The sequence below is a fragment of the Sphingomonas sp. genome, from assembly GCF_035944535.1.
Classification (GTDB): Bacteria; Pseudomonadota; Alphaproteobacteria; order Sphingomonadales; family Sphingomonadaceae; genus Sphingomonas_B.
The window spans coordinates 32,810-55,659 of record NZ_DASZBC010000002.1 but is presented as its reverse complement, the minus strand read 5'-3'; the positions used below and the strand labels follow the sequence as shown (position 1 = coordinate 55,659).

The following is a 22,850-nucleotide window of genomic DNA, read 5'->3' as shown; positions in this document are numbered from 1 at the left end:
AGACCCGAAGCATGAATGATGGCCTCTTTATCGGCGCGGCCCCGGGCGGCGCCACCCCGCAGACGCTCACGCTAAAGCGGGCCAACCGGCACGGACTGATTGCGGGCGCGACCGGCACGGGCAAGACGGTAACGCTGCAGGGGCTGGTCGAGGGCTTTTCGCGCGCTGGCGTGCCGAGCTTCGTCGCGGATGTGAAGGGCGATCTAGCGGGCATGGCGATGGCCGGTTCGCCGACCACCAAGACGCACGAGATCTTCGCCGCGCGCGCAGCCGAGATCGGCATGACCGACTGGGCCTATGACGCCAATCCAGTGCAGCTCTGGGACTTGTTTGGCGAACAGGGGCACCCGATCCGTACCACTGTTTCCGAAATGGGGCCGCTGCTGCTCGCGCGTTTGATGGGCCTCAACGAAGTGCAGGAAGGCGTGCTGACTATCGCCTTCACCGTCGCCGACCAGGACGGGCTGCTGCTGCTCGACCTGGACGACCTGCAGGCGATGCTCAGCCACTGCGCCGAGCGGGCGGAGGAGCTGACCACCACCTATGGCAATGTCTCCAAGCAAAGCATCGGCGCGATCCAGCGCTCCTTGCTCCAGCTGCGTTCGCAGGGCGGCGAGCACTTCTTCGGCGAGCCGGCGCTCGACCTCGATGACCTGATCGCAACGGACGATCAGGGGCGTGGCGTGGTCAACATCCTCGCTGCCGACAAATTGATGGCGAGCCCGAAGCTTTACGCCACCTTCCTGCTCTGGCTGCTATCCGAGCTGTTCGAGCAGCTGCCCGAGGTCGGTGACCCCGACAAGCCGAAGCTCGTCTTCTTCTTCGACGAGGCGCATCTGTTGTTCGACGAGGCACCCGAAGCGCTGCTCGACAAGGTGGAGCAGGTGGTGCGGCTGATCCGGTCCAAAGGAGTCGGCGTCTATTTCATCACCCAGAACCCTGTCGATATTCCGGAGGGCGTGGCAGGCCAGCTCGGCAACCGGGTGCAGCATGCACTCCGCGCCTTCACGCCCAAGGACCAGAAGGGCATTCGTGCGGCGGCGGAGACGTTCCGAGCCAATCCGGGCGTCGATGTGGCGACCGCTATCACCGAGCTGAAGGTCGGCGAGGCGCTTGTCTCTCTGCTGCAGCCGGACGGATCGCCGAGCCCGGTCGAGCGGACCTTGATCCGCCCGCCTTTCTCGCGTGTGGGACCGCTGACGCCGGTCGAGCGTGGCGTGCTGCGCGAAACGGATGCGGTCGGCGACAAATATGACGCCGTGGTCGATCGGGAATCGGCAGAGGAATTGCTCGTCGCCAAATCGGCCCAGGCTGCTGCTGCCGCCGCCGAAGCGCAGGCGCGCACGGAAGCTGAGAAGCAGGCCGCAATCCAGGCGAAGGAAGAGGCGCGGCTCGCCAAGGAAGCGGCGCGCGAAGCGGCCAAGCCGACGTTGGGCGATAAGATCATCCAGACCGCCGCGCGAACGGCGACGTCCTCGGTCACCCGGCAAGTGGCGAACGAGCTTGGGCGGGCGGTGTTCGGCGGATCCAGCCGTCGGGGGCGGAGCAGCGGTGGTGGCTTGGTCGGTGGGCTGCTGCGCGGGGTGCTCGGGAATTTACTGAAGTGAGGGGCAATGCTCCCCGGCGAAGGCCGGGGTCCAGCTTCGCGGCAATATGGGCCCCGGCCTTCGCCGGGGCACTCTCACTTGCTCAACCAGCCTCCGCCGCCGTCACCCCCGGTACCTATGACGGCAGCCAAACCGAGCTTGCGACGCGGCTCGTCCTGCATGCCGATGGCTGGTTCCAATATGCGCTGAGCTATGGCGCGCTCGACGAGCAGGCGCAGGGGCGCTGGGTCGAGAGGGACGGGCAGCTGCTGCTGACGACCGAGCCGGCGCCGAAGCCGCCGCGTTTTGCCGTGGTCAGCGACACACCCAAGGCAGGGGACGGCATCGAAGTCGCGCTTGACGATCCGGAACTGCTGCACGGATCGCCGCTGACCATGGCTGTGACCTATGCCGATGCGGCCGAGCCGGTGTTCATAGAGGCTGATGAGAGCGGCCGCTTGCCGGTGCCCGCGGGCAAGACGGTGGTCTCGCTCGTGCCCGATCTGCCTGTCTTCCCGATCCCGCTGGCGCCCCATCCGGTGAAGCCGGGCGGGCGGCGGATCGTGTTCCGCTTCGAGGCCAACGATATCGGCACCGCCGGTTTTGCCGGCGAGCCGCTGGCGATCGAGGGCGGCACTCTCGTCATGCGCCGCTACGATCGCGTAATCCGTTTCGAGAAAGAACAGAATTGATGCAGACCCGCGAACTGACCGTCCGAGCCATCCTGCTGGGCGGCATCCTCACCCTGATGTTCACCGCCGCGAACGTCTATCTGGGCCTGCGCGTCGGCCTGACCTTCGCGACGTCGATCCCCGCGGCGGTGATCTCGATGGCGCTGCTGCGTGCTTTTGCGAACGGTACGATCCTCGAAAATAACATCGTTCAGACCGTGGCGTCCGCGGCGGGCACACTGGCGGCGATCTGTTTCGTGCTGCCGGGCCTGGTCATGATCGGCGCTTGGAACGATTTTCCGTTCTGGACCACGGCGCTGATCACCTTTCTGGGCGGCTTTCTGGGCGTCATGTTCTCGATTCCGCTGCGCCGTGCGCTCGTGGTCGATGCGCCGCTGCCTTACCCGGAAGGGGTCGCCGCCGCCGAAGTGCTGAAGGTCGGCGCGAGCGACAACAAGGCGGGCCTGAGGATCATCACGACCGGCGCGCTGGCCTCGGCCGGGTTCGCGCTGCTGGCGGCGATGCGGATCGCGGCAGCGGAGGCGGCGACATTCTTCCGGGTCGGCAGCGGCGCCACCGGCATTTCCGCGGGCCTGTCTTTCGCATTGTTGGGGGCGGGGCATCTGGTCGGCATTTCGGTCGGACTGGCGATCGGCCTCGGCATATTGATCGGCTGGGCCGGCGCAGTGCCGATCCTGACCAGCGGCATCCCGGGCCCTGCGGAGGAAGTGGCGCTGACCGTCTGGCGGGAGCAGGTGCGTTTCTTCGGCGCCGGCGTGATCGGTGTCGCGGCGATCTGGACCCTGCTCAGCATATTGGGTCCGATCCTCGGCGGCATAAGGTCGGCAATGGCGGCCTCGTCGCAGCGCAAGGCGGGCGAAGGCACGCTGCCGCTGCAGGAGCGGGACTTGCCGATCGGGATCGTCACGGGCGCAAGCCTGGTCGTGCTGGCGCTGATCGGCGTGCTGCTCGCCGCCAACATCGGCGAGATCGAAAACGCCCCGCTGGTGATCGGCGGCAGCCTCGTCTTCGTGGTGGTGGCGGGCGCGTTCATCGCCGCGGTGTGCGGCTATATGGCTGGCCTGATCGGCGCGTCGAACAGCCCGATTTCGGGCATCGGCATATTGTCGATCATCGGCGCCGCGCTGCTGATCGGAGCGGTGGCGGGCGGCGGCGACAATGGGCCGCTCGTCGTCTATGCCTTGCTCGTCACGGCCGTGGTGTTCGGCATCGCCACCATCTCCAACGACAATCTGCAAGACCTGAAGACGGGCCAGCTGGTCGGGGCGACGCCATGGCGTCAGCAGGTGGCTTTGGTCTTCGGCGTGTTCTTCGGATCGCTGGTGATCCCACCGGTGCTGTCGCTGTTGAACCAGGCTTATGGCTTCGCCGGAGCGCCGGGAGCAGGAGCGAACGCACTGCCGGCGCCGCAGGCCGCGCTGATCTCGGCGCTGGCCAAGGGCGTGCTGGGCGGCACGCTCGATTGGCGGATGATCGGCTATGGCGCGATCGCAGGCGTCGTGATCGCCGCGCTCGACCGGGTGCTGCGCAAGACGCGTGGCAAGGGCTGTCCGCCGCTCGCCGTGGGCCTCGGCATCTACCTGCCGATGCAGACCAGCCTGCTCGTCGTGGTCGGCGCAGTCGCCGGTTGGTTCTATGATCGCCGAGCCAAGAATAGCAGGGATCCGGAAGGGCATGAGCGGATGGGCGTGCTGCTCGCGACCGGGCTGATCGTCGGCGAGAGTCTGTTCGGCGTTGCGCTTGCGGCGCTGGTGGTCGGCACCGGCAGCGACGCGCCGCTGAGCGTTGTGCCGGACAGCTTCGGCTCCATCTCCCTGATCTTCGCGCCCGTGCTGTTCGGGCTTATCACGGTCTGGCTCTACCGGCGAGCGGCGCGGGCTCAATAATCCTTGGAAACGCGGGCGTTGACGCTCTGGCGGCCGATGGTCGAGATGGTCGACAGCACCGACAGCCAACGCGTGATCTGGAACTCGACGCGCGTCGCTGAATAGCCTTGGCCGTCGGTGATGATTTCGACGAACGCCCGGCGGGTGATGTATTTGCCCGCGGCAATGGCTGTGCCCTGACCGATGGTCGGGTCGGCGGCGACGATGCGTAGCCGGTCGAGGCCCACCGCGCGACGCAGCGCATTGATCGGGTCGAGATCGCCGCCGCTCTGCAGCGCCGCGACGGCCGAGGCGAGCTGCAGCGCTTCCGGCGCAGACAGGTTGCTGATCGAGGTGCCGAACAACAGGCGCGACAGCAATTCGTCTTCGGGCAGGGCCGGGTTGCTGGCGAAGCTTACGTCCGGTTTCAGGCCGGTGCCGGTCACGCGGATGGTCGCCGATAGCCCCTGGAGGTTGGCGGCGGCGGCGATGTCGAGCACCGGATCGGGCGGGTTGGCGCCGTTGAAGCGAATCGTGCCGCGCTCCAGCTCGAACCGGCGGCCGGCAAATTCATAGCCGCCGCGCAGTAAGGTCGCATTGCCGACCAGCACCGGCTCGCCGACGCTTCCGGTGATGGCGAGGATGGTGCGCCATTCGCTGTCGAGGCCAAGGCCGGTCACCATCAGCCGGTTGCGGGCGGTCGCTTTCAGGTCGAGCCGCCACGGCGCGGGTGCTGAGGCAGGTTGGGCGAAGTCCATCGGCCGGTTGCGTTCGGTCAGGTTGGCGAGACGGGAAACGGTGGTGGCAGCCCTTGCGCGGCCGAGGCGGTAGCGGCTGCGCGGCAACGACACTTCGCCGGAGATAACCCCGCCGCGGCCGTCCGAGCGGATGCGCAGGGGTCCGGTGACGGTCGCGCCGATATCGTCGCGGTCGATCAGCACCGCGTCCTGCGCAGTCACCGCCAGGTCCATGCCGATGCCGCGCGCCGCGCCGAAGTCGAAAGCGCCGGTGCCGGTGACGCTCCCCTGGCCGGCGGTTGCGGTCATCCGGTCTATGACGAGGCGCGAACCACCGAAGCGGCCGGTTGCGTTCACATTGGTCAGCACCGTGCCGGACGTGGCGCTTTCCAGCCGGGCGTTGGTCGCACGGACCGATCCGCGGATTGCCGGGTCGGCGAGGCGGCCGCGGACATCGGCGGCGACCGCGACAGGGCCGGACAAGTCGAACTGCTGGATGCCGGTCAGCCGCCACAGAGTGTCGGCAGGGCCTGCATAGCGGAGTTGCCCAAAGAGCGGGGCGGCTTCGATCCGCGCGGGGAGCGAGCCGTTGGGCGCGAGCGGGCCTAGCCTCGTCTGGGCGCGTCCGATCACCTTGCCTTCGCTCGCCGCCACGGCGCGCATCGCGACCTGGCTGCCGTTCAGGACGGCCTTGACGCCCAGGTCGATCGGGCGGGAGGTGAGGACGAGGCTGGAGCGGGTCAGGCGCCGGACGGTCAGGTCCACGGAGCCGGACGGTAGCGCACCGGCCGGCGCGCGATACTGGATGCGGCCGTTGGCGGTGCCGCCAAGGCCCAGGTTCGGCGTGACGATGTCGAACACAGTCATCGGCACGGCCGCGAGCGTCGCGTCGACCTCCAGCGCCTCGGCGCCGAACAGCCCCGCCAGGCTGAGTTTGCCGCCGCCAAAGGCCATGGCCGTGGGGGCGAGCCGCCAGCCGCCAGCCTCTGCCGTCAGCACGGCCGGCTGCTCGATGCGCACCGGCTTGCGGTCGATCGTGCCGCCGCCGGTAACGACCAGCCGCTGGGGCGCCACCTGAACATTTGTTTGAAGATCGAAGGCGCGGCCGCGCGACCCTGCAAAGGCGACGCGCGCGGTGCCCCGCCCGTCCTGCAAGTCGATATTGGCCGCCAGCTGGGCGAGCGACAGCGCGCCGCGCCTCAGGCCCCGCGCCGTGACCGTGCCGCGCATGACGAGCCCGGCGGGATCGAGCAGCACTTCGCCATCGAGCCCGCCGCGGCCGATGGTGATCTCGGGTGCCGTCGCCAGCCGGGCGCCGTTCGCGTCGAAGCTCATCGCAATGCGCTGGACGTCGCCGGGGCGGTCGAAACGGAGCAGGCCGGTAAGCCCCTGACCGGCGACGTTCAGCCGGCCGTCGAAGCCGCGCCCTTGCGACACCAGCTCACCCGCAGCGCGCAGCCCGGCTACGTCGAGCGCCGCAACGCCGATCCGGGCCGCCGCGCCCTTGGGCAGCAGGATCGCGCCGTTGCTGGTCCACCCGCCCAAGGTCGAGCCGCCGTTCGCGCGATAGGCAAAGCCGGTGGCGGTGGGATCCAGCCACAGGCGCATGTCTCTGGTGCCGAGTGCGTCCAAGGGCCGGGGCAGAAAGATTGCGAGCTTCGGCCGCTCGATCCGGCCGTCCAGCGTCAGGCGGAGCGGGCCGTAGCGCGCCTGGCGCCCACCGCCTTCGAAGAACATCGTCCCGTCTCGGCGTCGGAAACCCGTGCCGGAGAAAGTGAGCTGCGGCGCCACGATACGCAGATTGGTGAAGCGCACGATGCCGTCGCGCTCCCGCGTCAGGTTCGTTTCCAGATAGGGCAAACCGCCGGCGAGCCCTGCCAGGAAGCCATTGTCGAAGCGGCGCACCCAGGCCTGCAGGCGTCCGGTGACGCGCGAGCCGACCCGATTGGCGCCGGGCACGACCGACAGCGTGCTCTTTACGTCGACGATGCCAAGCCCAGGGATCGTGTAGCGCGTCAGTTCGCCGGCGAGGCGCACGTCATAATCGCCATTTCGCAGATCGACGAACAGCGAGGCGCGGCTGGTCAGCTTGTCGGAGCGGACGCGCAGATTGTCGCCCGTGATCGTCTTCGAAGTGACCTTCAGCAGCCCGTCCACGACAAGGTTGGCGAGGATACCGCCCGCGACATCCCCCACACCGGTGACGCGACGCGAGGTGAAGCGGACGGGCACCGTCACCGGGGAGCGGGAGAGCCGGCCTGCGCCCTCGATGCGCACCTGCTCGAAGCCGGTCTTGTCGAAGAACATGACGGGGCTGTCGATGCGGTAGCGGAAGCGCGCGGTGCGATAGGCGCCGTCCAGCACACCCAGCAACTGCACGTCGCGCGCACGCATGTTGCGGAACAGGGTGGCCGGCTGGAGCAGGCTCGCTCTCACCGTCACCGCATCATATTGGCCGCGCCGAAGGTCGAGGCCGCCATTCGCCTGCACCGCAAGCGCCGCCGACCGCAGCTTCAGGCCGCCCTCCAGCACGCCGCGTTCGAGCCGGCCCTGTCCATCGACAGCGATTCGCGGCGCAGCAAGGCGCTGAACCCGCCCGCGCGTGACGCTTTCGAGCATGAGGGCGCCGAGCAGGCGGTAGGTGCCATCGCGCACGCCCAGGCGCAGGTCGGCCGTGCGCACGCCTGCCGCCTGGACCTGGGCAGTGCCGTCCCAGCGGGCGTAATCCCCCTTGCCAACGATGCGCGCGGCGATCGGCTTGGCCGTCCCCATCATCCTTGCGAGCAGGCCGCCGGCGGGAGCGTCGAGTTCGCCGGCCAGTTCGAAACGTTTCCGGCGTGGCTCCGCATCCAGGATCAGGCGCAGCCGGTCGCCCGCGCTGGTCGCCAGCATGCCGCGGACCATCGCCTTGCCGCGCCGCACTTCGGCCTGGGCGGCAAGCGTTCCCGTTCGCTCCGGCCCGGCGACGCCTTTCAGCAGCCGCAGCCGCTCGATGCGCAGGCGGCCGATGCGGATGTCGAAACCGGGCAGGGTGAACGGCCGGCCGGTCGACCGGGGCTCGGGCACCTTGTGGAGCGTCGCCTGGACCGCGGTCAGTTCGTCGATATCGAGCGTGTTAATCGCCCAGCGCCAGGGCGACCAGTGCAGCCGCGCTTCGGGCACCGACAGGAACAGCCCCTTGGGATCGTAGAGCCGCACGTCCTTCAGCCGCGCCCGGCCATAGATGGACCCGTCTATCCGGCCTATGCCGATCTTCAGTCCGGTCCGGGTCTGCAGTCGCTCGATCCGGTCGATCAGGAAGCGGTGGCCGGCATCGGTATCGACCGACCAGATCGCCGCGAGGAACGCCAGCAGCAGCGCGATCGGCAGCAAGAGGGCGAGTTTCCAGCGCCGCTTCATGCTCCTTGGAACCTCAAGCTCGGTTCGGCCTGAGATTGCCGAAGGCCTCCCTTCTTCCTTCGGCATCCGAACGAGAAAGGGAGGGCTTCGACAGGCTCAGCCCGAACCGGAGAGGGGGACTGACCCATCCTCAAAAAGCCTGACCCAGGGACACGAATACGGTCACGCGGGCGTCGCCGCGTTGGGGGTTGATCGGCGTGCCGACATCGACGCGAATAGGACCGAAATTGCTATGGTAGCGCACGCCCAGCCCCGCGCCGAAGCGGAGGCCGCTAAAATCGGGCAGGGCGGAGCGATAGATGTTCCCGGCGTCGATGAACGGGACGATGCCGAACACGCCGAAGCGGATGCGCGCCTCGGCGGCGAACTCGGCCAGGCTGCGGCCGCCGGTGGGGTTGTTATCCTGGTCGCGCGGGCCGATCGCTTGGAAGCCAAAGCCGCGCACCGATCCGCCGCCGCCCGCGAAGAAGCGGCGGGACGGCGCGATGCGGTCGGCGGCCGCGCCGGCGATGGAGCCGAGCCTGATGCGCCCCGCCAGCACCACGCGTTTGCTCACCGGCCGATAGGCGCTGGCATCCAGCTGCAGCCTGCCATAGCCGAACACCCCGTCCTGCAACGACAGCTCCGGACTGAATCGTCCGGCCAGACGGAATCCGCGCGTGGGGTCGAGCAGGTCGTTCGAGCCGTCATAGGCCAGCATGGTTGGCAGCGCGCCGATGAAGTAGGTGCGCCGCATCGTGCTGGTAGTCGAGCCGATCGCGCCTCGCTCGTCGGACGCGATCAGGTTGATGGCGGCGCTCCAGGTCCACTTTTTCTGAAAAATGATGTTGGTCTGCCGCTCGATGCCGGCGCCGAGCAGAAAAGTCCGTGCCTCATAGCCGGGCTGGTCGAGATGGCTGAGTGCCAGGTCGGCGGTCAGCACATGATCGCGCTTGCGGAAGTTGTTGCGGCGGATACTGGCCGCCGCGGTCTGCTCGCGCGTGCCGATCACCGCGCGGGCGGTCAGGCCCCCTTCCGGCGGGAAGAAGTTGCGGTGCTGCCAGCTGATCGCGGCGCGAAAGCCCTCGCCGGTGCCATAGCCGAGCTCGCCTGCGATGGTGCGCGGCGGCGCCGGCTCGATCCGGACGGCGATATCGACCGTGTCCGGCGTGGCGCCGGGCTGGGGCGTGACGTTGACGGTCGAGACAAGGCCGGTTGCGATCAGCGCGCGACGGAGATCGTCCATGTCGCTGGCTTCGAAAGGCTGGCCCGGCTTGAAGCGCGCGATCTCGCCGATGTGGCGGGCGCTGAACAGTGCTCCCTCGGGCACGATGATCCGGCCATAGCGGCGCGCTCCGCCCGGATCGACGGTCAGCACCAGGGTTGCGGTGCGGCTTTCCCGGTCTACCACCACTTGCGGGTCGGGCACCTGGGCAAAGGGAAAGCCGCCCTGGCCGATGCGCTGGCGGAGCGCGACGGTGCCGGCATTGACGGCCGCGGCATCGACCGGGTCGTCCTTTCGGATGCCGAAGGCGTCGCGCAGCGCCTCAGCCTGCTCGGGCGCCCCTTCCAGACCGCGCACATCGACGCCGGTGAAGCGATATTGGTCGCCCGGCTCGGCCGCGAGCGCGACGACGACCCGCCCCGCCTCGGTTGTGACGCGCGGCTCGACTTCGGCGTCATAATAGCCGCGGGCGCGCAGCAGCTCGACCAGCAGTTCCGCATCCTCGCGCGCACGCCGGTCGATCTGGGCGACGTTCGCGGGCGCCTTCTCTGACGACCGCAGGGTCGAAAGGGCATCGAACTGGCTCGAAACCGCCTCGGTCTGTTCGACGTCCAACCCTTCCAGTCGCACTTCGTAGCGCAAGGCCGCGCCGGCATCCGTGGTCGCCGCTCGCTCGGCCGGTGCAGCCGGGGCCGTTTCAGCCGGCAGCTCGGGCCAGTCGACGCCCAGCTCCGGCAGCGGGTCCATCGGCGAATCCGGGTCGAGCGCCGGCTCCGCCTGCGGCAGGTCCTGCGCGAAGGCTGGGGAAGCCAGAGGATTGGCCGCAGCAAGATACGCCGCCACGGCCAGCGCCGCGCCGGAGCGCCGCGACGAGCAGCACGTCATGCGGCCGGGTGTATCGTGTCAGGCGGAGTGCCGCCAGAGCCGATCAGTGAACCGTGCCGGTCGCCCCGTCCTCGCTCAGCAGCACCACCAGCCGCTCAACCTGCCGCCAGCGGCAGAAATGAACGACATTGCCGAGATCGCGGCTGCGGTCCGCGCGGGCGGCCGCCTCGAACGCCGCATCGCCGCCAAAGCGCGCCATCAGCTCGGTCGCATCGGCGAGCATCGCGCGATCCGCGACAAAAGGCAGGGGAGTCTCGCGCGGGCTTTCCATGACGACCGCTCTAGCCGCGGAAGCTTGCCGTCCGGCGGACGGAGAAGGTCAACGGCTTCTTGACCATGTCGGGCTGGCGCGGGCTGGAGCGGCGTGGCAGAGCCCGGACATGGCCGCTCCCCGCAACCCACGTTCGCTCGGCATCTTGTTCGCGATCCTGCCGCTGGCCGGCGCAATCGGCGTGGGGCTGTTGGGAGAGCCGGTGATCGGACTTGTGGGCGGGCTCGCGCTCGCTGCGATCATCGTCACCGCATTCTGGCTGGTCGACCGCCGCCGCTGATCAGTGCGGCTGCATCTTCTCCTCCGCGACATCAATCGCGCGGAGCAGATCCTCGAAGCAGGGTGTATCATCGAGCCGGAAGGCGCGGCGGAAGCCGCTGCCGAGCAGGTCGAGATCCTGCTGCGTCAGCAGCCCGACGGCGACGATCGGCTCTTGCCCTTCGGTTTCGGAAAACTTGCCCATGGTGCTTGGCGTCTTGAACGCACCATATCGGTAACCGTGCCCTTCATCGCTCAGAAAGCGTGGAAATCCGCCCATTCGGAGAGAGGAGCGCGCTCGCTGCGCAGGGCATTTGCGGGTTCTACGGTATCTTCATAGCCGATCGCCATGCCGCAGAAGAGCATGCGATGCGCTGGCGTGCCGAGGAAGCTGGTGACCGTATCGGGGTAGATGGCCCAGCATTCCTGCGCGCAGGATGCGAGCCCATGTTCGACCAGCAGCAGCATCAGCGTCTGGAGATACATGCCAAGATCCGACCATTGCGGCGGGCCCATGCCGCGGTCCACGGTGCAGAACAGGGCGACCGGCGCTCCGAAAAACGCGAAGTTGCGCGCGAACCACATCCGCCGCGCCGCCTTGTCTTCGCGCGGGATGCCGATGTGCCCGTACATTGCTTCGCCGATCGCGAAGCGCCGCCCGCGATAGGGATCGTCCAGGTCGGGCGGGTAGATGTCGTAGGCGGGCGTCTCGCGGTGGCCGGCCATCAGCTTGGCGGCGATGTCGCGCTTGAACCGCTCCAGCGCCAGCCCGCTCACCACATCGATGTGCCAGGGCTGAAGGTTGCCGCCGGAGGGGGCTCGCGCGGCCAGTTCCACCAAGCGCCGGATCAGGTCCATGTCGACCGGCTTGTCGAGGAACCCGCGCACCGATCGCCGTGCCGCCACTGCTTCGCTGACCGTCATGCCACCCGCCGTTCACGTAAACGTCAATTCATCCTTGCCGCACCTGCAGTGATAGGCAAGAGATGATGGGAAATCTTCCAAGAAGGAGTCGAGCATGGCTGAAGCCTATATCGTTCAGGCAGTGCGCACGGCGGGCGGCAAACGGGGCGGCAAACTTGCGGGCTGGCACCCGGCCGACATGGCGGGCGAAGTGCTGAACGCGATCGTCGATCGTAGCGACCTCGATCCCGCGGCGATCGAGGACGTGATCATGGGCTGCGTCAGCCAGGGTGGCGAGCAGAGCTTTCAGATCGGGCGCAATGCGGTGCTCGCCTCACGGCTGCCGGAGAGCGTGCCGGCGGTGACGATCGACCGCCAGTGCGGATCGTCGCAGCAGGCGATTCAATTCGCGGCGCAGGCGGTGCTGTCGGGCACACAGGACGTGGTGATCGCGGCCGGCGTCGAATCGATGACGCGCGTGCCGATGGGATCGACCGGCATGTTGTTCGCCCAGGCGGGCCTCGGCAAGTCGAAGAGCCCGCGCCAGGAAGCGCGCTATCCCGGCATCCAGTTCAGCCAGTTCATGGGTGCCGAGATGATCGTGAAGAAGCATGGCTTCACCAAGGAACAGCTCGACCGTTATTCGCTGGAAAGCCATCGCCGCGCCTCGGCCGCGACTCAGGCGGGCGCGTTCGACGACGAGATCGTACCGCTGGAGATCGAGACTCCGGAAGGCACCGAACTCCATCGCACCGATGAAGGCATCCGCCACGACGCGACGCTGGAGGGTATCGCCTCGGTCAAGTTGCTCGCCGAGGGCGGCGCGATCACGGCCGCCAATGCCTCCCAGATCTGTGATGGTGCGTCAGCCGTGCTGGTCGTGTCGGAGCGCGCGCTGAAGGAACATGGCCTCACTCCGCTTGCTCGCATCCACAATGTGACAGTGACGGCGGGCGATCCGGTGATCATGCTCGAAGAGCCGCTGTTCGCGACCGACAGAGCGCTGAAGCGCGCCGGCATGAAGATCGACGAGATCGACCTTTACGAAGTAAACGAGGCCTTCGCGCCGGTGCCGCTCGCCTGGCTGAAGCACACAGGCGCCGATCCGGCCAAGATCAATGTGCATGGCGGCGCGATCGCGCTCGGTCATCCGCTCGGCGCCTCGGGCACCAAGCTGATGGCGACCCTGGTCCACGCGCTGCGCCGGCACGGCAAGCGCTATGGCCTGCAGACCATGTGCGAGGGCGGCGGCATCGCCAACGTGACCATCGTCGAGCGGATTTAGGCATCAACAACCACCGTCATCCCGAACTCGTTTCGGGATAAGGCTTCCGGCGATCCGTCGACGGACAGCTTATGCCGATCCAAGTTGGGCATGACGATCAAGGAAGGATCTCGAAATGAAGTTGGACAGTTCAGTCGCAGCCGTCATCACCGGTGGGGCATCCGGCCTTGGCGCCGCCACCGCGCGGGCGCTTGCCGCCAGGGGCGTGAAGGTCGCGATCTTCGACTTGCAGGCGGAGAAGGGGGAGCAGGTCGCGGCCGAAATCGACGGCGTGTTCTGTGAAGTGAATGTGACCTCGGACGAGAGCGTCGATGCGGGCTTCGCCAAGGCGCGCGCCGCGCACGGCCAGGAACGCATCCTCGTCAACTGCGCCGGCATCGGCAACGCGATCAAAACGGCGAGCCGCTCAAAGGAAGACGGCTCGATCAAGCACTTCCCCCTGGATGCGTTCAACTTCGTGATCCAGATCAATCTGGTCGGCACGTTCCGCTGCATCGCCAAGTCGGCGGCGGGCATGCTGACGCTCGACCCGATGGAAGACGGTGAGCGCGGCGCGATCGTCAACACCGCTTCGGTGGCAGGTGAAGACGGCCAGATCGGCCAGGCGGCTTATTCGGCGTCTAAGGGCGGCGTCATCGGCATGACGCTGCCGATCGCCCGCGACCTGATGAACGAGGGCATTCGCGTCAACACCATCCTGCCCGGCATCTTCAACACGCCATTGATGAACGCCGCACCCCAGCAGGTAAAGGATGCGCTTGCGGCTTCGGTGCCTTTCCCGAAGCGGCTCGGCAATCCCGAAGAATATGCCATGCTCGCGCTGACGATGATCGAATGCGGGTACTTCAATGGCGAGGATGTCCGCCTGGACGGCGCAATCCGGATGGCGCCGAGGTAACCGTTGCCGTTCGTATCGAGCGAAGTCGAGATACGCTTCTCGACTTCGCTCGAAGCGAACGGATTATTGTGCTTCGGATTTGACCGCCTTCGCCCGTTCGATCGCCTCGAGCACGATGCGGCGCGCATAGTCGGCATTTTCCCAATGGCCGACGCGCACCCACTTCTTGGCTTCCAGGTCCTTATAGTGGGTGAAGAAATGCTCGATCTGCTGCATCACGATCTCGGGCAGATCGCTCATCTCCTCGACCTTGGTGTAATAGGGAAAGGTCTCGTCGACGGGCACGGTCAGGAGCTTCTCGTCGCCGCCGGCTTCGTCTTCCAGCATCAGCACCGCGATCGGGCGGACCCGCACCACGCAGCCCGGAATGAAGGGCGAGCGCGCGACGACCAGTGCGTCGAGCGGGTCGCCGTCCGGTGACAGCGTGTGCGGCACGAAGCCGTAATTGGCCGGATAGCGCATCGGCGTGTGCAGGATGCGGTCAACGAACAGCGCGCCCGACTTCTTGTCGAACTCATATTTGACGGGCTCGCCGCCGACCGGAACTTCGATGATGACGTTGAGATTGTGCGGCGGCTCGTCGCCGCAGCTGATCAGGTCGATGTTCATGTGCGTCCAACTGCTTGATCGTCATGCCGAACTTGTTTCGGCATAAGCGTGTCGGCGACGGATCGGCGGACAGCTTATCCTGAAACAAGTTCAGGATGACGATAGGGAAACGGGTCAACTCACCGGGCGGTGAGCAGCCTGTCGAGCGCACCCTCTCCGGTGCCTGTTTTCTGAAAGCGCGGGTAGCGCAGGCCGCCGGTCCAGTCGAGAGCGACGTCGCGCACCTGCGACTCCGTCTTGATCGTGAGGCGGATCGGGGCCTTTCCGCCCTTGGCTGCCGTCACCGCCGCCTTCAGCACCTCTTCCGTGTAGGGCACGCCGTTGACCGCGATGATCTCCTGGCCGACCACCATGCCCGCCTTGAAGGCCGGGCCGTCCCACTGGATCGCGCTGACCTTGCCCTTCGCGACATTGATCCCGAGCGAATAGATCAGGTCGAGATATTTGCCGTGCTTCTGCGTGCGCGTCATCCAGTTGGTCGGGGTGTCGGTGTAGACGAGCTTGTAGCCGCTCTTCTCGAAGCCGAGCAGCGGGGCGCGCGGCGCCTTTTCGGTCAGCCGCTGCGTCAGGAAAGCGCGCCAGTCATAAGCGTAGACGCTGTTCAGCGTCGCGACCACATCGTCGAATGTGTAGGTGACCTGGCCCCAGTCGCCGTCCCTGATGCCGAAAAAGGCGCGGGCGAAATCGTCCATGCCTCTGGCGCCACCGGTGCCTTCGCGGATGATCGCGTCGGCCTCGACCCAGATCAGCAGGCCTTCATTGTAATAATCCTCGCTTCGCTGCCAGCTGAGCCAAGCCTTGGGGCGGCGTGCCGAGATGATCGGGTCGTTGGTGGTGTCGTCGAGGCTCCGCCAGCTCCGCGCCGGACGGTTGTCGAGCGAAGCGGCGATGCTGGCCAGCTTGTCGAGCACGTCCGCCTTGGACGACATGCCCGACCGGGCTTCAAGCACATGGCCCCAGAACTGCGTCTGGCCTTCATAGACCCAGAGCAGCGAGTTGCGCTTGGGCGTGCGGAAATCGGGCGTCCAGCTGTCAGCGCCCAGGCGGAACTTGCCGTTCCAGCTATGCACGAACTCGTGCGGCAGCAGATTGTGATCGGGCAGCGACGCCGCCCAATCGGTGAAATAGCCGGGGTCGTTCTGGTTCTCGCTCGACCGGTGATGCTCCAGCCCGATCCCGCCCATCCGGTCGGTAATCGCGTGCAGAAAGTCGTAATGGTCATAATGGCGCGACCCGAACAGCTTGATCGCCTGGTCGACGAGGTTGCGGTGCAAGGCGAGCACTTCGGGCGTGACCGCCAGCTCCCTGGGGTGATCGGCGACGGTGTTGAGGATCACGCCCTGGCCGAGATCGTCGCGGCGGAAATATTTGCCCGCGAAGATAGGCGAGTCCTGCAGCACTTCGTAGCTGACGGTGCCGTAGGTGATCGTATCGCCGACGGTGGCGGTCGGCCGCAGCGCCGTCGCCGCCTGCCAGCCCTTGGGATAGGTGACGCTCGCCGTCACCGGGATCTGCCGGGTGAAATAGCCTGCCGGGTAGAAGGAGAGCTGCTCGAACTGCAGATTCATCATCTCGCGCGTGACGACGATCCGGCCTTGATCGCTTGCCACTGCTGAGAGGAACTGAAACTCAAGATCCAGTGCTCGGGCGCCGTCCGGCACATCGATATGGAAGGCGTGGACGTCGACCGGGTCGCGCTTCCAGACGAGCGTCTTGCCGCCGGCCTTGATGACGAGGCCGCCGAGCTTGTCGAGCTCCAGCCGCGACGCATGCTTGCCGGGCAGATAGGCGGGCACCAGCAAGGTCATCCGCCCGCTTTCGCGCACGGGGATGGTCTGCCGCACTTCGATGATGCCGCGCTCGATGTCGGTCGCGTCGACCTTCACCGTCATCGTGCCGGGATAGGGGATGTCGCGCGGCGCGGGGATTGGATCGACATAAGCGACCGGCTGCGGGGCGCTAAGCTGGGCGATGGCGGCGGTGGAGGAGGCGAGGAGGAGTGACGCGAAGATGAGCTTCATGCTCCGGGCTCCTAACCCCTTCGTCTTTCCCGCGAAAGCGGGAACCCGGCTTCCTTCTTCGTGATCTTCGTGGCCTTTGTGAGAACAAGAATGGGTTCTCACGAAGAGCACAAAGGGCACTAAGAGAAGAAGAGACTGGGTCCCCGCTTTCGCGGGGATCACTAAACTAGGGCGGGGGATGACGAGAGGGTGTTAGCTCACTAAACAGCCGCGCTTTATGGCGAAGATCGAAACTCCCCGGCCGATCCGCGGCACGCAGGACATGCTTGGCGAGCAAGCGCTGCGCTTCCAACATGTCGTCGACACGTTCGAGCGGGTGCGCAAGCTCTATGCTTTTCAGCGCGTCGAAGTGCCGGTGTTCGAAGCGACCGCCGTGTTCGCCCGCTCGCTCGGCGAGACGACCGACGTGGTCTCAAAGGAAATGTACACGTTCGAGGATCGCGGCGGGGATTCGCTGACGCTGCGGCCCGAGTTCACTGCCGGAATCGCGCGCGCCTATCTGACCGAAGGCTGGCAGCAATATGCGCCGCTGAAGGTGGCGACGCACGGGCCGCTGTTCCGCTACGAACGGCCGCAAAAGGGGCGCTTCCGGCAGTTCCACCAGCTCGACGCCGAAGTGATCGGCGCGGCCGAGCCTGCCGCTGATGTCGAGCTGCTGGTGATGGCCGATCAGCTGCTGCGCGAACTCGGCGTGAGCGACGGCGTGACGCTGCAGCTCAATACCTTGGGTGACGCCGAGACGCGGCAAGCCTGGCGCGACGCCCTCGTCCGCCACTTCGAGGCGCATCGCGGCGAGCTGTCGGAAGAGAGCCTCGACCGCCTGCAGCGCAATCCGATGCGCATCCTGGACAGCAAGGACCCGCGCGATCGCCCGGTCGCCGACGCCGCACCTTCGATCGACGACTTCCTGACAAGTGAGGCAGGTGCATTCTTTCAAGCGGTGACCAAAGGCCTCGATGCGGCCGGCGTAGCGTGGACCCGAAATGCACGCCTTGTCCGCGGCCTCGATTATTACCGCCACACCGCCTTCGAGTTCGTCACTGATCGCCTGGGCGCGCAAGGCACCGTGCTTGGCGGCGGGCGCTATGACGGGCTGATCGAGAATCTGGGTGGCCCTGCCACGCCAGCTGTCGGTTGGGCGGCGGGGATCGAGCGGCTGGCGATGTTGATCGAGTGTCCCGCCCCCGTAAGTGTCGATGCTGCAGTTATCCCGGTGGATCAGCAATCAGAGCTTGCAGCGCTGGACGTGCTATCGGCACTTCGCCGGAGGGGTCTGGCATGTGACATGGCTCTGAAGGGAAATATGAAACGCCGTATGCAGCGGGCGAACGCTTCGGGCGCGCTCGTTGCCGTGTTTGTGTCCCAAGCTGGATGGGCGCGCCGCGAAGTGGAGGTGAAGGATCTACGCTCAGGTGAGCAGTCAGTCGTGTCTGACGTCGACGAACACCAGCTAGACGTCACGGATGAGGTGTACGCGCGAGTGTCGGCGGCAAAATATCAGATAAGCCGCTCCCACTGGTTTGTTGAGCCGGGCGGTGAAGCGTTCCTGACCGGGAACGCCGCAACGGGCGAGCAATGACCACCATCTCAGCGGAACGGATCGCGCAGATCGAGGCGCGGCGGGATGAGTTGCAGGCGTTGATGGCGTCGGGCGAATTGGGGGCCGATCGCTTCGTGGCGGTGTCCAAGGAATATGCCGAGCTGGAGCCGGTCGCGGCGGCGGCCGGGCAGGTGCGGCGGCTGCGGGCCGAACTTAGCGTGCTGGCCGACCTGGCCGAGAAAGAGGCGGATGCGGAGATGCGCGCCATGGCCGCCGAGGAAGCGGAAGCCGTGCGCGCGCAACTGCCGACGGCGGAGCGCGAGCTTGCCGTGAGACTTCTCCCCCGCGACGCGGCCGACGAGCGTCCTGCCATGCTCGAAATCCGCGCGGGCACGGGCGGCGACGAGGCGGCGCTGTTCGCGGGCGACCTGTTCCGCATGTATCAGCGCTATGCCGAAAGCCGCGGCTGGCGCGTCGAGATGATCTCGGCGAGTGCAGCCGAACTCGGCGGCTATAAGGAAGTGGTGGCGAGCGTCACCGGCCAGGGCGTGTTCGCGCGGCTGAAGTTCGAAAGCGGCGTGCACCGCGTCCAGCGCGTGCCGGCGACCGAGAGCGGGGGACGCATCCATACCTCCGCCGCGACCGTCGCGGTGCTGCCCGAGGCCGAGGATGTCGATGTGCAGATCGACGAAGCGAAGGATCTGCGCATCGACGTCTATCGCTCGTCCGGCCCCGGCGGCCAGTCGGTCAACACGACCGACAGCGCCGTCCGCATCACCCACTTGCCGAGCGGACTGGTCGTCATTCAGCAGGACGAGAAGTCGCAGCACAAGAACAAGGCAAAGGCGCTGAAGGTGCTGCGCACTCGCCTCTACGAGCTGGAACGGGACCGGCTGGCGAGCGAACGCGCCGGCGCGCGGAAGTCGATGGTCGGATCGGGCGACCGCTCCGAGCGCATCCGCACCTACAATTATCCGCAGGGACGCGTCACGGACCACCGCATCAACCTGACCCTCCACCGCCTGCCCGAGATCCTCGAGGGCAATATGGATGAGCTGATCGAGGCGCTGATCGCAGAGGATCAGGCGGAGAAGCTTGCCAATCTGGATGGGTGAGCCCTTCGCCGTCATTGCGAGGAGCGAAGCGACGCGGCAATCCAGTGCGAGGCCCGTCGCGGGCTGGATTGCTTCGCTGCGCTCGCAATGACGAAAGGGTCGGCGTCCGGTGAGGTTCTGAGGCGTGCGGCGGAGAGGCTTACCTCGACCTCCTCCACACCGCGCCTAGACGCCGAACTCCTGCTCGCCCACGCGCTCGGCGTTTCGCGTGAGGCGCTGCTGCTCCGCCTCGACAGCGAGGTGCCAGCAGCCTTCGAAGCCCTGCTCCAACGCCGCCTTGCGCACGAGCCGGTCGCCTACATCACCGGTACCAGGAGCTTCTGGACCCTTGACCTGCACGTCACGCCCGCGGTCCTGATTCCGCGCCCGGACAGCGAGACGCTGATCGAGGCGGCGATCGCGCACTTCGACAGTGCGGGTCCGGCGACGGTGCTGGACCTGGGTACCGGGTCCGGCGCGCTGTTGCTGGCGGCGCTGGATCAATGGCCGGGCGCCTGGGGCCTGGGGGTCGATCGTTCGAGAGCCGCGATCGATCTGGCGCGCGGCAATGCGGAGCGGCTCCGTTTTGGCGGGCGCGCACGCTTCGTGAAGGGCAGCTGGGGGGATGCGCTCGACGGCCAGTTCGACCTGATCCTGTGCAATCCGCCCTATGTCGAGGATGGCGCCGAACTTGCTCCCGACGTCGCCGAATACGAGCCCGGCTCGGCCCTTTTCGCCGGCCCGGAAGGGCTCGACGACTATCGCGTCCTTGCTCCACAGCTGGCGCGGCTGCTTGCCCCGGGCGGGCTCGTGGCGCTCGAGATCGGCTCCACGCAGCGGGAAAGCGTCAGTGCCTTGATGCAGGTTGAGGAATTCTCCGTCCGTTGTCGCCAGGACTTGGCTGGACGAGACCGTTGTCTCGAGCTCCGCCGCGATTGACACGGAAGCGCAAGAAATCGACGCTAATTTGCACTTGGATTTTGATCGGTGAACCACTAGGTAGGGCGCAGAGGGGCAGGCAGTTTCCGCGGACAGCAGCCGAGTAGGCGCTACGAAGAACGCCATGCCCATCCCGACAGCTAAGACGCGGTGAGACCCGGCCGCGCTGGCGACTGACGAGAGCGCGTCGATCCGCTGCTCTCTTCACGGCCGCGCATGGGACCAGCGGAACCGCAGTGACGTGTTTTGGGTGAAGTAGAGGACATCCTTTGATCAACAATCGTCAGAACGGCCGCCGTCGCGGACGTGGGGGCCAGCGCCCGCAGGGCAATCCGGGTCAGCCCGGTGGTGGCAGCCGCATCGACAATCGCGCGCGTGGCAATGCCCAGCAGCTGCACGAGAAATATAAGAACCTCGCCCAGGACGCGCAGCGCGCGGGGGACCGGGTCACGACCGAATATTACCTCCAGTTCGCAGATCATTATTTCCGCGTGTTGAGCGAAAGCCGCGCGCGCTTCGAAGAGCAGCGCCCCCAACAACAGGGCTCCGACGAGGAGTATGACGGCGAGGAGGGCGACGAGTTCGACGCGCGCGATCAGGGTCGCGAGCAAGGCCGCGACCAGAGCCGCAATCAGCGCAACGACCGGGGTGATCGCGGCGATCGGAATGAACGTGGCGAGCGCTATGATCGTGGCGAGCGCAACAGCTTCCGCCGCGACGATCAGCGCCGCGAACGCCAGCCCGAGCAGGCCGAAGCCAGTGAGCAGCTGGAACGCGACACGGAAGCAGCGCCGCAGCGTGACGAAGGCGAACGCCGCGTTCGCCGCCCGCGCCGTGCGCGCGATGGCGACGGGGAAGGTCAGCAGGAAGCGTTCGACGCCGACCGGCTGCCGCCGCCCATTGCGGTCGTGTCTGACGAAGGCGAAGAGTCTCCCGCTCCCCGCCGCCGCGGCCGCCGCCCGCGTGTCGAAGCCGCTAACGATCCCGTCGAGGTTCCGCCCGCCGCTTAGGCCGTATCGGCTGACCTTTTCGAACCCCGGCGCAGCGGCGAGGCATCCTCCCTCTGACGCGTAGAGGGCTCAGGCAGCAGCAGGCTTAGGCCTTGGTGCTCCGCCGACGCGGCTCGCGGCGCGAGTCGAGCCAGATCACGTTCGAATATTGGCCGCGGCTCATCCGTTCGGGATCGAGTCCGAGCCGCTGGTAGAGGCGGTGGCGCTCGTCTGCGCTGAGTTCTCCCATCGGCCGGGTCGGCGTTCGTGCGTGCGGCAGGCGAGGACGGCGGGGCGCAAGCAGCAACCAGATGGCGGTCAGCATTCCCATCGAGAGCGCCAGAGTGATGAGAATGCCAGCCATTGCGCGTCGCCCTTTTTCGAAGCGTTGAACCCGCCTAAAAAGACGCGCGATTTAGACTGCCGTTCCTGACGTTCGCCGCACCGGGGGATATGTTCGCCGATACCGGCTCACCGGCTGCCCGCCTCCTCCAATGGAGGCAGCACGAGCAGACAGAACAGGACTGCTGATTCAAGCGCGAAGGTGACCGCGGACAGAGCCAGCGTGCCCCGCTCAATGAACGGCGAGGCGAGAATGGTGCCGATCGTCGTAGCCCCAAGGATGCCTAGGATCACGAGGGCGCTGCCCCGTGCATCGTCGCCGCGGGAGGCGAGCACCGCCCGGTAGAAGCCGGGCGGACCGCGCAGCCCCAATCCGATATTGATCGGCGCGAACAAGGCGAGGATCACGGAAAGCGACGTGCCGCCGGCCAAGGCGTAGAGCAGCTGTCCCGCGCCGCCGACCGTGCAGAGACCGGTGCCGAACAGGATCACGCGCTCGGCGCCGAAGCGGGTCACGGCTCGTCCGGCCAGGTTCGCCGCGGCAACGAACAGAGCGATCGCAGCGACCTGGATGACTATGAAATCGGTCAGGGTGCCGCCGAGCACCCGCACGATCACCGCCGGCAGCCCGAACACGAAGGTGAGCAGCCCACCCAGCACGAAGGCTTGGCTGAGCGCGTAGCGTAGGAACCTCTTGTCGCGGAGAAGAATGGCGTAGCTGCCTTGAGGACGACGCGACACCTGGGGCAACTGCCGTGTCGCCGACAGCACGATCGCGAGCGCTCCCGCGACTGCAGCCAGCACCATGAAGGACAGGCGCCAATCGCCGACTGTCAGCAGGCCGGCGCCCAGGATCGGCGCGAGCGCGGGGGCGAGGGACTCGATGCTGCCGAGCAGGCCCATGGCGCGAACCGCACGTGCTTCGTCGACAGGCTCTTGACCAGGGCTGGCGCGAAGACGGCGGGACCTGCCGCCGCCGCGCCCTGCAGCGCCCGCAATGCGATCAGTCCTTCGATCGAGCGGGCCAACCCGCAGGCGAGGGACAGCAGCGACGTTGCAACGAGCGACCCGATGAACAGCCGGCCGGTAGCGAAGCGCTTGCTGAGGCTCCCAAAGGCCAACAGGCCGATGCACGTGCCGCCCACATAGGCCGCGAGCACGAGCTGCGCGGACGGTGCCGTGGTGCCGAGCTTTTCCGGCAGTTGCGGCACTGCCGGCAGGACCAGATCGGTCCCCATCAGCCCGATAATGGTGCTTGCGACCACCAAGGCCAGGGTCAGCCACGCTCGTTCCAAAATCACTTGCTCCATCTGAACGGGAGATGCGTGAGCAG

20 protein-coding genes are annotated in these 22,850 nt (G+C 66.9%); 10 read left to right on the top strand and 10 right to left on the bottom strand.

Going from position 1 to position 22,850, the window contains the following annotated elements; translation table 11 throughout:
• Positions 1-11: 11 nt before the first annotated feature.
• From VGT77_RS00765 to VGT77_RS00755, 3 genes are read left to right on the top strand one after another with little or no spacing between them, the layout of a single operon-like run.
• A complete protein-coding gene (locus VGT77_RS00765) occupies positions 12-1,607 on the top strand; it encodes a helicase HerA-like domain-containing protein (RefSeq protein WP_327458592.1) in 1,596 nt (531 codons plus the stop codon).
• The gene (locus tag VGT77_RS00760) at positions 1,604-2,278 is read left to right on the top strand and encodes a hypothetical protein (protein ID WP_327458590.1); all 675 of its coding nucleotides are present in this window, start codon (positions 1,604-1,606) and stop codon (positions 2,276-2,278) included. The genes VGT77_RS00765 and VGT77_RS00760 overlap by 4 nt, the downstream gene beginning before the upstream one ends.
• A complete protein-coding gene (locus VGT77_RS00755) occupies positions 2,278-4,164 on the top strand; it encodes an OPT family oligopeptide transporter (RefSeq protein ID WP_327458588.1) in 1,887 nt (628 codons plus the stop codon). Before VGT77_RS00760 ends, VGT77_RS00755 begins: the two co-directional genes overlap by 1 nt.
• On the opposite strand, the gene VGT77_RS00750 is transcribed toward VGT77_RS00755, so the two are convergent.
• The 3 genes from VGT77_RS00750 to VGT77_RS00740 all read right to left on the bottom strand — a co-directional run bounded on the left by VGT77_RS00750 (position 4,158) and on the right by VGT77_RS00740 (position 10,591).
• On the bottom strand, positions 4,158-8,279 hold the full coding sequence (locus VGT77_RS00750) for a translocation/assembly module TamB domain-containing protein (protein ID WP_327458586.1): 4,122 nt from the start codon (positions 8,277-8,279) through the stop codon (positions 4,158-4,160). The two genes, VGT77_RS00755 and VGT77_RS00750, sit on opposite strands and share 7 nt — an antisense overlap.
• A 130-nt stretch (positions 8,280-8,409) precedes the next feature.
• The gene (locus VGT77_RS00745; protein WP_327458584.1) at positions 8,410-10,368 is read right to left on the bottom strand and encodes an autotransporter assembly complex protein TamA; all 1,959 of its coding nucleotides are present in this window, start codon (positions 10,366-10,368) and stop codon (positions 8,410-8,412) included.
• Positions 10,369-10,411: 43 nt separating this feature from the next.
• Positions 10,412-10,591 (bottom strand): hypothetical protein, encoded by a 180-nt coding sequence (locus VGT77_RS00740; RefSeq protein ID WP_414713343.1) that lies wholly within the window; start codon positions 10,589-10,591, stop codon positions 10,412-10,414.
• A gap of 157 nt (positions 10,592-10,748) precedes the next feature.
• On the opposite strand from VGT77_RS00740, the gene VGT77_RS00735 reads away from it, so the two are divergent.
• A complete protein-coding gene (locus VGT77_RS00735) occupies positions 10,749-10,919 on the top strand; it encodes a hypothetical protein (RefSeq protein WP_327458580.1) in 171 nt (56 codons plus the stop codon).
• Here VGT77_RS00735 and VGT77_RS00730 read toward each other — a convergent pair whose 3' ends face one another.
• Positions 10,920-11,102: a hypothetical protein gene (locus tag VGT77_RS00730; protein ID WP_327458578.1), complete on the bottom strand. Its 183-nt coding sequence runs from the start codon at positions 11,100-11,102 to the stop codon at positions 10,920-10,922.
• A gap of 50 nt (positions 11,103-11,152) precedes the next feature.
• Positions 11,153-11,821 carry a nitroreductase gene (locus VGT77_RS00725; protein ID WP_327458576.1) on the bottom strand — a complete coding sequence of 223 codons (669 nt, stop codon included), beginning with the start codon at positions 11,819-11,821 and terminating at the stop codon, positions 11,153-11,155.
• Between the two features lie 94 nt (positions 11,822-11,915).
• Here VGT77_RS00725 and VGT77_RS00720 point away from each other — a divergent pair, with 94 nt between their 5' ends.
• Together VGT77_RS00720 and VGT77_RS00715 are read left to right on the top strand one after the other, a co-directional pair.
• A complete protein-coding gene (locus tag VGT77_RS00720; protein WP_327458574.1) occupies positions 11,916-13,085 on the top strand; it encodes an acetyl-CoA C-acetyltransferase in 1,170 nt (389 codons plus the stop codon).
• A gap of 115 nt (positions 13,086-13,200) precedes the next feature.
• Positions 13,201-13,983, top strand: coding sequence for an SDR family NAD(P)-dependent oxidoreductase (locus VGT77_RS00715; RefSeq protein ID WP_327458572.1), 783 nt, complete (start codon positions 13,201-13,203; stop codon positions 13,981-13,983).
• Between the two features lie 63 nt (positions 13,984-14,046).
• Here the strand turns inward: VGT77_RS00715 and ppa are convergent, their stop codons facing one another.
• Positions 14,047-14,592 carry an inorganic diphosphatase gene (ppa, locus tag VGT77_RS00710; protein ID WP_327458570.1) on the bottom strand — a complete coding sequence of 182 codons (546 nt, stop codon included), beginning with the start codon at positions 14,590-14,592 and terminating at the stop codon, positions 14,047-14,049.
• Positions 14,593-14,711: 119 nt separating this feature from the next.
• Positions 14,712-16,613: a peptidase M61 gene (locus tag VGT77_RS00705; RefSeq protein ID WP_327458568.1), complete on the bottom strand. Its 1,902-nt coding sequence runs from the start codon at positions 16,611-16,613 to the stop codon at positions 14,712-14,714.
• Positions 16,614-16,830: 217 nt separating this feature from the next.
• Here VGT77_RS00705 and hisS point away from each other — a divergent pair, with 217 nt between their 5' ends.
• The 4 genes from hisS to VGT77_RS00685 all read left to right on the top strand — a co-directional run bounded on the left by hisS (position 16,831) and on the right by VGT77_RS00685 (position 21,196).
• Entirely contained in the window at positions 16,831-18,192 is a 1,362-nt protein-coding gene (gene hisS / locus VGT77_RS00700) for a histidine--tRNA ligase (protein WP_327458566.1), read from the top strand.
• Entirely contained in the window at positions 18,189-19,268 is a 1,080-nt protein-coding gene (gene prfA, locus VGT77_RS00695; RefSeq protein WP_327458564.1) for a peptide chain release factor 1, read from the top strand. The genes hisS and prfA overlap by 4 nt, the downstream gene beginning before the upstream one ends.
• 87 nt (positions 19,269-19,355) lie before the next feature.
• The gene (prmC, locus tag VGT77_RS00690; protein ID WP_327458562.1) at positions 19,356-20,186 is read left to right on the top strand and encodes a peptide chain release factor N(5)-glutamine methyltransferase; all 831 of its coding nucleotides are present in this window, start codon (positions 19,356-19,358) and stop codon (positions 20,184-20,186) included.
• A 269-nt stretch (positions 20,187-20,455) separates the two neighbouring features.
• On the top strand, positions 20,456-21,196 hold the full coding sequence (locus VGT77_RS00685; RefSeq protein ID WP_327458560.1) for a DUF4167 domain-containing protein: 741 nt from the start codon (positions 20,456-20,458) through the stop codon (positions 21,194-21,196).
• Between the two features lie 85 nt (positions 21,197-21,281).
• Here the strand turns inward: VGT77_RS00685 and VGT77_RS00680 are convergent, their stop codons facing one another.
• The 3 genes from VGT77_RS00680 to VGT77_RS00670 all read right to left on the bottom strand — a co-directional run bounded on the left by VGT77_RS00680 (position 21,282) and on the right by VGT77_RS00670 (position 22,827).
• A complete protein-coding gene (locus tag VGT77_RS00680) occupies positions 21,282-21,539 on the bottom strand; it encodes a hypothetical protein (RefSeq protein WP_327458558.1) in 258 nt (85 codons plus the stop codon).
• 107 nt (positions 21,540-21,646) lie between these two features.
• Positions 21,647-22,420 carry an MFS transporter gene (locus VGT77_RS00675; protein WP_327458556.1) on the bottom strand — a complete coding sequence of 258 codons (774 nt, stop codon included), beginning with the start codon at positions 22,418-22,420 and terminating at the stop codon, positions 21,647-21,649.
• Positions 22,351-22,827, bottom strand: a complete 477-nt coding sequence (locus tag VGT77_RS00670; protein WP_327458554.1) for an MFS transporter — start codon at positions 22,825-22,827, stop codon at positions 22,351-22,353. The genes VGT77_RS00675 and VGT77_RS00670 overlap by 70 nt, the downstream gene beginning before the upstream one ends.
• Positions 22,828-22,850: the final 23 nt, after the last annotated feature.

Bases quoted from the DNA above. Each gene is read 5' to 3' on its own strand.
- VGT77_RS00765 (WP_327458592.1), top strand. From the start codon at position 12: ATGAATGATGGCCTCTTTATCGGCGCGGCCCCGGGCGGCGCCACCCCG.
- VGT77_RS00755 (WP_327458588.1), top strand. From the start codon at position 2,278: ATGCAGACCCGCGAACTGACCGTCCGAGCCATCCTGCTGGGCGGCATC.
- VGT77_RS00750 (WP_327458586.1), bottom strand. From the start codon at position 8,279: ATGAAGCGGCGCTGGAAACTCGCCCTCTTGCTGCCGATCGCGCTGCTG.
- VGT77_RS00745 (WP_327458584.1), bottom strand. From the start codon at position 10,368: ATGACGTGCTGCTCGTCGCGGCGCTCCGGCGCGGCGCTGGCCGTGGCG.
- VGT77_RS00740 (WP_414713343.1), bottom strand. From the start codon at position 10,591: ATGCTCGCCGATGCGACCGAGCTGATGGCGCGCTTTGGCGGCGATGCG.
- VGT77_RS00735 (WP_327458580.1), top strand. From the start codon at position 10,749: ATGGCCGCTCCCCGCAACCCACGTTCGCTCGGCATCTTGTTCGCGATC.
- VGT77_RS00730 (WP_327458578.1), bottom strand. From the start codon at position 11,102: ATGGGCAAGTTTTCCGAAACCGAAGGGCAAGAGCCGATCGTCGCCGTC.
- VGT77_RS00725 (WP_327458576.1), bottom strand. From the start codon at position 11,821: ATGACGGTCAGCGAAGCAGTGGCGGCACGGCGATCGGTGCGCGGGTTC.
- VGT77_RS00720 (WP_327458574.1), top strand. From the start codon at position 11,916: ATGGCTGAAGCCTATATCGTTCAGGCAGTGCGCACGGCGGGCGGCAAA.
- VGT77_RS00715 (WP_327458572.1), top strand. From the start codon at position 13,201: ATGAAGTTGGACAGTTCAGTCGCAGCCGTCATCACCGGTGGGGCATCC.
- ppa (WP_327458570.1), bottom strand. From the start codon at position 14,592: ATGAACATCGACCTGATCAGCTGCGGCGACGAGCCGCCGCACAATCTC.
- VGT77_RS00705 (WP_327458568.1), bottom strand. From the start codon at position 16,613: ATGAAGCTCATCTTCGCGTCACTCCTCCTCGCCTCCTCCACCGCCGCC.
- hisS (WP_327458566.1), top strand. From the start codon at position 16,831: ATGGCGAAGATCGAAACTCCCCGGCCGATCCGCGGCACGCAGGACATG.
- prfA (WP_327458564.1), top strand. From the start codon at position 18,189: ATGACCACCATCTCAGCGGAACGGATCGCGCAGATCGAGGCGCGGCGG.
- prmC (WP_327458562.1), top strand. From the start codon at position 19,356: ATGACGAAAGGGTCGGCGTCCGGTGAGGTTCTGAGGCGTGCGGCGGAG.
- VGT77_RS00680 (WP_327458558.1), bottom strand. From the start codon at position 21,539: ATGGCTGGCATTCTCATCACTCTGGCGCTCTCGATGGGAATGCTGACC.
- VGT77_RS00675 (WP_327458556.1), bottom strand. From the start codon at position 22,420: ATGGGCCTGCTCGGCAGCATCGAGTCCCTCGCCCCCGCGCTCGCGCCG.
- VGT77_RS00670 (WP_327458554.1), bottom strand. From the start codon at position 22,827: ATGGAGCAAGTGATTTTGGAACGAGCGTGGCTGACCCTGGCCTTGGTG.